Annotated in this window: 9 protein-coding genes and 1 pseudogene; 7 read left to right on the top strand and 3 right to left on the bottom strand. The window is 62.7% G+C overall.

All coding sequences use genetic code 11. From position 1 onward, the window contains the following. Window positions 1–149: pseudogene (locus tag ABWU19_RS07990) on the bottom strand (IS982 family transposase); the annotation flags it as partial. 162 nt (window positions 150–311) lie between these two features. Here ABWU19_RS07990 and ABWU19_RS07985 point away from each other — a divergent pair. From ABWU19_RS07985 to ABWU19_RS07975, 3 genes are all read left to right on the top strand, one after another. Continuing rightward, complete coding sequence (locus ABWU19_RS07985; RefSeq protein WP_435901178.1) at window positions 312–1,544, top strand: M16 family metallopeptidase; 1,233 nt, start codon at window positions 312–314, stop codon at window positions 1,542–1,544. Window positions 1,545–1,721: 177 nt separating this feature from the next. Next, window positions 1,722–2,954, top strand: coding sequence for a M16 family metallopeptidase (locus ABWU19_RS07980; RefSeq protein WP_435901177.1), 1,233 nt, complete (start codon window positions 1,722–1,724; stop codon window positions 2,952–2,954). A gap of 104 nt (window positions 2,955–3,058) precedes the next feature. Next, window positions 3,059–3,964 (top strand): CAP domain-containing protein, encoded by a 906-nt coding sequence (locus tag ABWU19_RS07975; protein WP_435901176.1) that lies wholly within the window; start codon window positions 3,059–3,061, stop codon window positions 3,962–3,964. Here ABWU19_RS07975 and ABWU19_RS07970 read toward each other — a convergent pair. Both ABWU19_RS07970 and ABWU19_RS07965 read right to left on the bottom strand, forming a co-directional pair. Beyond that, a complete protein-coding gene (locus tag ABWU19_RS07970; RefSeq protein ID WP_435901175.1) occupies window positions 3,930–4,160 on the bottom strand; it encodes a hypothetical protein in 231 nt (76 codons plus the stop codon). The two genes, ABWU19_RS07975 and ABWU19_RS07970, sit on opposite strands and share 35 nt — an antisense overlap. Further along, window positions 4,157–4,579, bottom strand: a complete 423-nt coding sequence (locus ABWU19_RS07965) for a nucleotidyltransferase (RefSeq protein ID WP_435901174.1) — start codon at window positions 4,577–4,579, stop codon at window positions 4,157–4,159. Before ABWU19_RS07965 ends, ABWU19_RS07970 begins: the two co-directional genes overlap by 4 nt. Before the next feature lie 90 nt (window positions 4,580–4,669). Here ABWU19_RS07965 and ABWU19_RS07960 point away from each other — a divergent pair, with 90 nt between their 5' ends. The 4 genes from ABWU19_RS07960 to ABWU19_RS07945 all read left to right on the top strand — a co-directional run bounded on the left by ABWU19_RS07960 (window position 4,670) and on the right by ABWU19_RS07945 (window position 9,343). After that, window positions 4,670–5,557: a DMT family transporter gene (locus ABWU19_RS07960; protein WP_435901179.1), complete on the top strand. Its 888-nt coding sequence runs from the start codon at window positions 4,670–4,672 to the stop codon at window positions 5,555–5,557. A 167-nt stretch (window positions 5,558–5,724) separates the two neighbouring features. Further along, the gene (gene def, locus ABWU19_RS07955) at window positions 5,725–6,327 is read left to right on the top strand and encodes a peptide deformylase (protein ID WP_435901173.1); all 603 of its coding nucleotides are present in this window, start codon (window positions 5,725–5,727) and stop codon (window positions 6,325–6,327) included. Window positions 6,328–6,369: 42 nt separating this feature from the next. Then, the gene (gene fmt, locus ABWU19_RS07950) at window positions 6,370–7,332 is read left to right on the top strand and encodes a methionyl-tRNA formyltransferase (RefSeq protein WP_435901172.1); all 963 of its coding nucleotides are present in this window, start codon (window positions 6,370–6,372) and stop codon (window positions 7,330–7,332) included. A gap of 166 nt (window positions 7,333–7,498) precedes the next feature. Then, on the top strand, window positions 7,499–9,343 hold the full coding sequence (locus ABWU19_RS07945) for a protein kinase domain-containing protein (RefSeq protein ID WP_435901171.1): 1,845 nt from the start codon (window positions 7,499–7,501) through the stop codon (window positions 9,341–9,343). Window positions 9,344–9,635: the final 292 nt, after the last annotated feature.

Raw genomic sequence — 9,635 nt, 5'->3', positions numbered from 1 at the left:
TTGTGCTTGCCGGAGAAGATGAGGGCGGCCAGTATCCAGATGGTGAGGACGACGCTGGCGGGGGTCTTGCTCTGGGGGTCGTCCTTATGTCCGAGGACTTTGAGCAGATCGTCTATAATGCAGAAGGCCACTAGAACAGTCCAGTTCATAGTGGCCTTAGTTTTTGCTTTCTAGCTCGGAATGTCTAGGTGGCAACTTGAGTTATTTTACCGAAGCCTATGGGGGGTTTTGTGGCTTTGGGCAGGCTGCCGAATGGGGCAATGTCTAAAAAGTCATGGTTTGTATGAGTCTAGCTCGTATACTTGGTGGGTATGGCATTTTCCCAAGTTGAAGTGTTGCCCAACGGCCTGAGGTTGGCGGTGGAAGAACGCCCCTGGACACCTGGAGTCGCTTTGCAGTTGCTGCTACCGGTGGGCGCGGTGAACGACCCCGAAGGCATGGAGGGCGCGGCCAGCCTGCTGGAGGGCTGGCTATGGAAAGGGGCCGGTAGCCGGGATGCGCGGGCCCTGGCCGATGCTTTTGACGAGCTGGGGGTGCGCCGTGGCAGCAGCAGTGCCCTCGAGCACACCACCTTTGCGGCGCAGTTTTTGGCCGACAAGCTGGAGGCGGTGCTCTCGCTCTTTGCCGACCTGCTGATGCGGCCTCACCTGCCCACTGAGGCCCTCGAGGCCGTGCGGCAGATTGCCCTGCAGGAACTGGCCTCGCTGGAAGACCAGCCCCCCAAGAAGATGTTTTCGGCCCTGCGCCGGGCGGTATTTGCCAGCAACCACGGGCGAAACCCCAGCGGCAACAAAGCCCATCTGGAAACCATGACTGCCGAAGCCTTGCGAGAAGACTTTGCCCGCCGTTATACGCCCCAGGGCGCTATTGTGGCCCTGGTGGGCGGAATTAGTTTCGAGCAGGCCAAAGAAGCTATGCAGAACGCCCTTGGCGACTGGAGCGGTTCTGGGGCGGGTTATCCCCCCGTCGAACTTACACCCCCCCGTGCCATTCACCTCGAGCAGGACACCGCCCAGGTGCAGATTGGCCTGATCTACCCCGACGTTACCATCGACCACCCCGAGTTTTACAGCGCCCGGCTGGCCTCGCAGGTGCTCTCCGGGGGCAGCAGCAGCCGCCTGTTTACCGAGGTGCGGGAAAAGCGCGGCCTGGTCTACTCGGTGTATGCTGCTCCCAACGGGGTCAAGGGCTACAGCTACCTGACCGCCTACGCCGGCACCACCCCCGAGCGGGCCGACGAGACCCTGCGGGTGATGCAGGCCGAGATCGCCCGGCTTTCGGAAGGCGTGCGGGAGGACGAGCTGATCCGCACCAAGATAGGCTTGCGGGCCGCCCTGGTGATGCAGGATGAATCGTCGCGCTCGAGGGCCGCCAGCATCGCCCGCGATCTCTATATGCTGGGCCGGGTTCGCACCCTGGACGAGATCGAGGCCCAGATTGCAGCGGTGGATGTGGAGCGCATCAACCGCCACCTGGCTTCGCACCCCTACCAGAACCCCTGGATCGCGACCCTGGGGCCACGCAAGCTGGCAGGTGTGGAGTAAAGCCAGGCGCAGCAGGGCAAAAAGTCCTGTTTGTGCTTCCATGCCACCTGGTTTGCGTGATGCCTGGCCCATCGAGCTTGATATGGGTATATCCGGAGCATTCAAAGCCAGCCTGTGAACGACAACAGTGTTGATGTCCAGATGCGAGCCGAGAAGATTTCTTACTGTGGAGCAGCCATGACCCTAACCCGACCGACCTTCAAACAAACCACCCTCGAGAACGGGCTCACCGTAATCGCCGAGATTAACCCTGAGGCCAAGAGCGTGGCCCTGGGCTACTTCTGCAAGACCGGCAGCCGCGACGAAACCCCCGAGATTTCCGGTGTTTCGCACTTTCTGGAGCACATGCTGTTCAAAGGCACGGCCAGACGCGATAGCCTGGAGGTCAACCTCGAGTTCGACCAGATGGGGGCACAGTACAACGCCTTTACTTCGGAGGAGAACACCGTCTACTACGGGGCCGTGCTCCCTGAGTTTGCCCCCAGGCTTTTGGCGTTGTGGACCGACCTGATGCGTCCGGCCCTGCGCCAGCAGGACTTCGACACCGAGAAAAAGGTAATTCTGGAGGAAATTGCCCTCTATCAGGACCGGCCCAACGTGATGCTCTTTGACTGGGGACGGGCGCGCTATTTTGCTGGGCACCCGCTGGGCAACAGCGTGCTGGGCACAGCCCAATCGATATCGGCCCTGACCCGCGACCAGATGGCGGCCTACCAGGCCCAGCGGTATGCGCCCGGCAACCTGGTGCTGGTCCTGGCGGGCAAGGTGGACTGGGAACGCACCCTGGAGCAGGTTGCCGAGTTAACCGCATCCTGGGCCAGAGGCCAGGCCGAGCGTGCCTACCCTGCGCTTAACCCTGCTGTGGGCGAACTGCGCGAGCCCTACCCCAAGGCCACCCAGACCTACCTGGCGGTTTTTGCGCCGGGGGTCTCGGCCCAGGATCCGCGCCGTTATGCGGCCCACATTCTGGCCAACATCCTGGGTGAGGAGGGCAACAGCCGCCTGCACTGGGCCCTTAGCGATAAAGGGCTGGTGGAGTCGGTGGGGGCTGGGATAGACGAGGCCGACCAGGCTGGTTTCTATTACGTTTATGCCCAGACCGACCCGGCCAACGAGGAGACCGTCAAGGCCGTGGTGCGCGAAGAACTCGAGCGCCTCGAGCGCTTCGGGGTGCGCCAGGAGGAGCTCGAGCGGGCCAAAAACAAGCTGGCTACCGCGCTGGTATTTGCGGGCGAGACCCCCATGCAGCGCCTGATGAGCGTGGGCATCAACTACGTCTATAACCAGACTTACGAACCCTTGAGTGAGGTAGCCCGCAAGGTCGAGGCTGTCACCTTAGCCGATGTAAACGGTCTTCTAGAGTCGCGGCCCTTCAACCAGAGCTTTTTCTACAGCCTGGTGCCTGCCTGAGGGCGCTTGCTGCCCCGGGAGGTCGAGCGGAACACCAGGCTGCCGGAGCATTTCTTGAGGAAATATAAACGCATTTTTTAAGACCCCGGCCCTATCATGCGGGGGTGAAGGGGTGGTTTTTGCTGATTGGCCTGGTGTGGGGTGGGGCCCTGGCCCAGAGCGCACTGGAGCTCGAGGTACTTCAACGCACCAACCAGGTGCGGCTCGAGCGCGGTCTGCGACCCTTACAGTGGGACGCGCTGGCCTATAAAGCCGCGCGGGGCCATGCCCAGGACATGCTGCGGCGCAATTTTTTCGCCCACCAGAACCCCGAGGGCCTGGGGGCCGCCGAGCGGATGCGGGCTGCCGGGGTGCTGGAGGTTGTGGTGGGGGAGAACCTGGCCGGCTTCGAGGGTTACCCTGATGCCGAAATCCCTCAGCGGGCGCTTTCTGGCTGGATGAACAGTCCCGGCCACCGGGCCAACCTGCTCAAGCCCGGGTTCACCCACCTGGGGGTGGCTCTGGTGCGCCAGGGGCGTCGGGTGATGGTGGTGCAGAACTTTATCGGGCGGCCCTTCGATCCCCAGGTGCGCCTGACCCCCGCCCTGGCCGAGCGCACGGTGCTGGTGCTTTCCGGAACGGCTTCCGGCACACTCGGGGTGTTTGTGGGCAACAACCTCTATGCCCGGCTCAGTCCGCCTGTCAATGCCCGCCTCGAGCTGCCCCCCAAAGCCGAGGTGAGCTTTGCGCTTTTTGACGGCCAGACCTGGTGGGCCACCCGGAGCGGCCAGCGGGGCTTGCGCCTCGAGCAAGCCCTCGAGCACAGCACCGTACCCGGCCAGCAGGTCATCCTCAACCTTCCAGCAGGCAGCTTCACCCTGGCGGTGGGTTCGCAGCCGCGCTTCTGGCAAAACGTCTCGGGGCCGGTGCGCCTCGAGCTAACCCTCTCCAGCACGCTGGAAGTGCTGTGGCTGGGCCTGCGCCAGGGCAACAGCATCAGCTACAGCCACCGGATTCCCCTAGAGCCCTAGGTTTCCTCACCTGGGCCAGAGGTCTTTTGCGGGCCACCGGCTGGATCTTCTCCAGGTTCTGCCGGCCCTGTAGGCGGGCCCAACTGAACGCCATCTCGACCACCGCCTGCAAGCGCACCTCTAGCGGCAAAGCCTGCCAGCGCTCTTTTTCCGAGGGAACCTCGTCGAAGCGGTATTTGCGGGCAACGGGCTTCATAGCTCCTCGATATCGCACAGGTCAATGCTGCGTCCAAAAGCCTTTTTCAGGGCGATAAAGTCTTCTCGCGCGACCATGCGCAAGGTGGTTTTCTCCACCTGGTAAGCCTGACTGCGGGCGTAGGCCTGATCAAAATCCGGCCCGCTCATCAGCACCAGATCGATCAGGTTGGGTTCGTAGCCAAGCTGAACCACCCCAGGGGTGCTCAAATCTTCCAACGAAAGTCCCAGGTCGTCGCCCGCAAAAAAGTCTTTGATGGCCTTTAGAAGCAAAGGTGCTTCGCGCTGGTCTACCCAGAGATCCAGGTCTTTGGTGTAGCGAGGCACTCCCAAGAAGGCCAGGGCGTATCCGCCAATAATCATCGAGCGGGCTCCTTGAGCATTCAGGCCTCGGATGAACTCGAGCATCTCGTGAGTCATGGGTTCCCCAGTGCCTACGACTTCTTATAGCTTAGCCTATGCTAGTATCCTCGAATGGGGCGCAGCCCGCCCCGAAAGGGGATTGTTCCGGTGGAAGCTCGAGTCCTCCTCGCCATTGGCCTTACCATCCTGCCCTGGGCCTCGGCTTTTGCCGGGATTCGGGCCGGGCTTCAGGACTACAGCCCAGGCCACCTTACCCTGCTGCGCTTTCTGGTGGCCTCGGCAGTAATGGTGGTGTATGCCCTGCTGGTGCGGATGCCCCTGCCCGAGCGGCGCGACTGGCTGCCCATCTTTGGCCTGGGGTTTCTGGGCATCACGGTTTACCACACCGCCCTCAATTTTGGTCAGGTGAGCGTGAAAGCCGGGCCGGCGGCCCTCTTGATAGCGGTGGGGCCGGTGTTTGTGGCCCTGATGTCGTACTTTTTTCTGCGTGAGCGGCTTTCGGCCTGGGGCTGGCTGGGCATTGCAGTGGCCTTTGCGGGGGTGGCCTTAATTGCGGTGGGGAACCACCCCGGCAGCTTTCAGCTGGAGCCGGGCGCTATGCTCATTGTGCTGTCGGCCTTTGTGACCTCGGTGTATTTTGTGTTTCAGCGCCGCCTGGTCAAAAAGTACAACCCCCTCAACTTCACGGCCTACACCATCTGGGCTGGGACGCTACCCCTGCTGGTGTTCTGGCCGGGGCTGTGGCCCGAGATACAGTCGGCTTCGGCTGCCGCAACCTGGAGCGTGGTCTACCTGGGGGTAGTGCCCGGCGGCCTCTCGTACCTGACCTGGAACTATGCCCTGAGCCGGGCTCCTGCCTCGCGGGTGACCAGTTTCCTATACCTCTCGCCGGTAGCAGCTACCCTGATTGCCTACCTCTGGCTGGGGGAAGTGCCGGGTGTGCTGGCTTTGCTGGGCGGGGGTGTTGCCCTGGTGGGTGTCGTTATCGTGAACACCCTGGGGAAGGTGGTGCGGGCCAGCCCTGCTTCACCTTAGCTGTGTTCATTCAAGCAGGTCAGGTATGAACCCCACCGCAATTTTGTAGATTTGGGTATGAATGCTGTCCCAAATGGCTTTTTGCCTTTGTGTTGCAAAGACAACGACAAAAACCGACCCGAAGTTTCCATCGTTCCAGCTTTCTGCCGGTACAATCATCTGGATATATGCCCGAGATTCTCCCCATCCGCCTGTATGGCGACCCCGTCCTGAAGAAAAAAGCCCAGCCGGTACAGGACTTTAGCGGCATCCCAGCCCTGGCCGAGAACATGCTCGAGACCATGTTTGAAGCCCGCGGGGTAGGGCTGGCCGCCCCGCAGGTGGGCCTCAGCCAGCGGCTGTTTGTGGCTGCCGAGTACCAGGACGACCCAGAAGAAGGCCCCGAGGCCGACCTCAAGACCCGCGTCAAAGAGCTTTATGTGATGGTGAACCCCGTCATCACCTACCGCGCGGGCCAGCAGTCCATCCTCGAGGGCTGCCTTTCCTTGCCGGGCCTGTACGCCGAAGGGGCCCAGCGCGACCTACAGGTGCGGGTCGAGTACCAGGACCATAAAGGCGAAAAAAAGGCGCTCGAGGCCGAGGGTTACCTGGCGGTGGTCCTCCAGCACGAGATTGATCACCTCGATGGCATCTTCTTCTTCCAGCGCATGTTCTTTGCCGACCGGCAGAAATTCCTAGAAGAGCACCGGGAAGACCTGGCCGAGTTCCAGCGCCAGGCCAAGGCCTTTTTGCGCGAAGAAGCCCTGCGCCAGTCAGGGAAGCACAAATAGCGGGGGTAGCGTGAAGGCTGTTTTTTGTGCGAAGGGTGTCGGATGACCGAGACAGAGCCCAAAAGCCCTCAACCCCAGCGCCGCAGGGTGGCCTTTTTTGGCTCGCCGGCCTGGGCGGTGCCGGTTTTGCAGGCCCTGCACCCGCTGCACGAAGTGGTGCTGGTGGTTACCCAGCCCGATAAGCCCGCCGGACGGGGTTTGCACCTGACCCCCTGCCCGGTGGCGCAGTGGGCAGAGTCCCAGGGCCTGCGGGTCGAAAAGCCCGCCAGGTTACGCAAGAACGCTCTGTTTATGGAGCTTTTGCGGGGGCTGAAGCTGGAGGTGGCGGTTACGGCGGCCTACGGCAAAATCCTGCCTGCCGAACTGCTGGAAATCCCCCGGTTTGGCTTCCTTAATCTGCACCCCTCCGACCTGCCCAGGTACCGCGGCCCCGCGCCGGTGCAGTGGACGCTCATCAACGGCGAGCTCGAGACCGCCGTCTGCATCATGCAGACCGACGCAGGCATGGACACCGGCCCGGTGGTGGCGAGGTGGCGCACCGCCATCGAGCCCGATGAGACCGCGCTGGAGCTTTCCAACCGCCTGCGCGACAAAGGCATCGAGCTGCTCTTGCAAGCCCTGGCCGACCTCGAGCGCCTCCAGCCCACCCCCCAGCCTGCCCAGGGCACCCACGCCCCCATGCTGCAAAAAGACGATGGCAAGGTGGTTTGGGAGCGTACCGCGGTGGCTATTTACAACCGCCACCGGGGGGTACAGCCCTGGCCGGGAAGCTGGTTTCTTCATCAGGGTAAGCGGGTGAAAGTCTTGCGTATGAGGTTGGCGGAGCCTGCCACCGGCCCTTCCCATCCTCCTGGAACAGTGGTGCACATTGCCCACGAGCTGGTGGTCGCTACCGCAGAGGGGCAGGTGGGCCTCCTGGAGCTTCAGCCCGAAGGCAAAAAACCCATGCCTGCCGCCGACTGGGCCCGGGGCGCCCGCCTGCGGGAGGGCGATCGCCTGGGTTGACCCGACTTTTGGCGGCAGCCTATCGCGGTCTTCGCTATTTTTGCCGCTGCTACCAGCGGCAAAAAATAAGCCTCGAACAGTACTTGTTACGATCGTGATGGTGCCATTCTCTCTGAAGACCGCTCTATCTGAAAACCGCTCGATATTTCATAATGTGGCCTAGCCCATGAGCACCACGGATAAGGTGAAGCTGGCCGGACGCTACAGGCTCGAGGCCCTCCTGGGCGAGGGGGGGATGGCCGAGGTCTGGCGGGCCACCGACCTTCGCATGGATCGCCCGGTGGCGGTCAAAATTCTGCACACTTACCTGCACCCCAGCGAGCGCAGCCGCTTTTTTCGTGAAGTGAAGGCCCTGTCCAAGCTCTCCCACCCCGGCGTGGTGCAGGTTTTCGATCTGGGCGAGGAGGAAGGCCGCACCTATTTTGTGATGGAGCTGGTGGAGGGTGGCAGCTACGACCGCATCGGCCCTTTTGAAGACGGCATGGAGGGCCTGCGCCTGCTTACCGCCTCGGCGCGGGTGCTCGAGGCCCTGCAACACCTGCACCAGCGCGGCGTGATCCACCGCGACCTTACCCCCCGCAACATCCTGGTGACGCCCGAAGGCCAGCCCAAGGTGATGGACTTTGGCCTGGCCTACCTGATGCAGGAAAGCCGCCACTTCACCCGCACCGGCATCACCGTGGGCACGCCAGAGTACATGGCCCCCGAGCAGGCCAAAGGCCTGGCCCTGACCCCCCAGGCCGACCTGTACAGCTTTGGGGCGGTGCTCTACCGCACCTTCACCGGCAAACCCCTGTTCGAGGGCGAAAACGACCAGTCGGTGCTTTACCAGCACGTTTACGAGCCCCCCAAGCCGCCCCAGAGCCTTAATCCGGCCATTCCTGCCGAGGTTTCAAGCCTGATTGAGTCGCTGCTGCAAAAATCCCCCGGCGAGCGCCCGGCCAACGCCGCCACCGCCCACGCGGTGCTGGAAGAGACCCTGCGCCGTTACCGCGAGAGCCTTTCGGCCACCCCGCGGGCGGGGGCCAGCCGCAGCGGGCACTACCCCACCGGCCCCGCAAGGCCCGAAAAGCTAGAACTACAGGGCATCCACGACCTCTCGGGCGAGGTGGCCTGGCCCGGTGAGCTGGTGGCCCGCGAAGGCAGCCTGTGGGTGGGGGCGGGGCAGGGCATCGCCCGCCTGGACCTGACCGACGGCTCGGTGTACCGCCAGCGCCTGGGCGACGAGGTCTCGGCCCCCCCGGTGGTGGCCGACGAGCGGGTGTACGTGGCGGCCTGGGATGGCCGCCTGACCGGGATGTCGCTCTCCGGGCGGCCCATCCTGAGCTTTCCCACCCGCGCCGAGATTACCGCCGCCCCCTTGATTGCCGAACTGATCTACCTGGCCGGACGCGACGGCTTTCTGTATGCCCTGGATGCCAGCGGCACCCTGCGCTGGGGCTTCCAGGCCGGCAGCGAGCTTTCGGCCTCGCCCACGCTCTACCGAGGTCTCTTGTTTGCCGCCAGCGAGGGCGGCTGGCTTTTCGCCCTCGACCCCCAAAGCGGGCACCTGCGCTACAAGGTGGAGGCCGGGGCCGTCCACACGGCCATGCCAGCCCGTGGGGGCCTGCTTTTTATCCCTACCTGGGCGGGCGAGATCCACGCCTTCGACCCCCTTACCCGTGAGGTGCAGTGGAGCTTCGACCTCGAGGGCGAACTCTGGGGCGCGCCGGCTTTAGATGAGCGGTATCTTTACGCAGCCAGCTGGGCCGGAAGGCTTTATGCCCTGAACCAGAAAACCGGCGACGAAGTATGGACGCTCGAGGTGGGCAAGGTTACGGCGGGGCTGTCCATTGCCCACGGGGTGCTGTACCTGGGCACCGAGGAAGGCCGGGTGCTGGGGGTGGATACAAGGAGCGGACGGTTCTTATTCGAGGCCAGTGGCCTGGGCCCCATCCAGGTGCCGCCGCTGCCCTACCGGGGGGCGCTTTTTGTGGCGACGCTGGCGGGGAAGCTGTATCGGTTTGCTTGATGCCGTGGTGGATTGGAAAGCGTCGTTATGAAAAGCTAATCTTGAAAGTCCAGCGCGGTACAGCAGATGCCAACATACACTTCGATGAACTTTTCGTGCTTCCCGCAATTTGTGAGAATCGTTCTGATGCCAACTTTCGATAGATAATCTTCATTCGCAGCTGAAGAAAGGCATTTGCTTCGCTCATTCCCTCACCCCCAGCCCCTCTCCCTGTGGGAGAGGGGAGTTGGGAGAAGGGTTGGGATGAGGGGTATTTAGGCAACAAAAAGTCAAATTTGGTATGAGATGCGCT

This window comes from Meiothermus cerbereus (assembly GCF_051297115.1).
Lineage (GTDB): Bacteria > Deinococcota > Deinococci > Deinococcales > Thermaceae > Meiothermus > Meiothermus cerbereus_A.
The sequence above is the reverse complement of the archived record's forward strand: the minus strand, read 5'-3'. Positions and strand labels throughout refer to the sequence as shown.

What these genes read in the sequence shown, in the direction of transcription:
- ABWU19_RS07985 (WP_435901178.1), top strand. Translation starts at nt 312, where the DNA reads ATGGCATTTTCCCAAGTTGAAGTGTTGCCCAACGGCCTGAGGTTGGCG.
- ABWU19_RS07980 (WP_435901177.1), top strand. Translation starts at nt 1,722, where the DNA reads ATGACCCTAACCCGACCGACCTTCAAACAAACCACCCTCGAGAACGGG.
- ABWU19_RS07970 (WP_435901175.1), bottom strand. Translation starts at nt 4,160, where the DNA reads ATGAAGCCCGTTGCCCGCAAATACCGCTTCGACGAGGTTCCCTCGGAA.
- ABWU19_RS07965 (WP_435901174.1), bottom strand. Translation starts at nt 4,579, where the DNA reads ATGACTCACGAGATGCTCGAGTTCATCCGAGGCCTGAATGCTCAAGGA.
- def (WP_435901173.1), top strand. Translation starts at nt 5,725, where the DNA reads ATGCCCGAGATTCTCCCCATCCGCCTGTATGGCGACCCCGTCCTGAAG.
- fmt (WP_435901172.1), top strand. Translation starts at nt 6,370, where the DNA reads ATGACCGAGACAGAGCCCAAAAGCCCTCAACCCCAGCGCCGCAGGGTG.
- ABWU19_RS07945 (WP_435901171.1), top strand. Translation starts at nt 7,499, where the DNA reads ATGAGCACCACGGATAAGGTGAAGCTGGCCGGACGCTACAGGCTCGAG.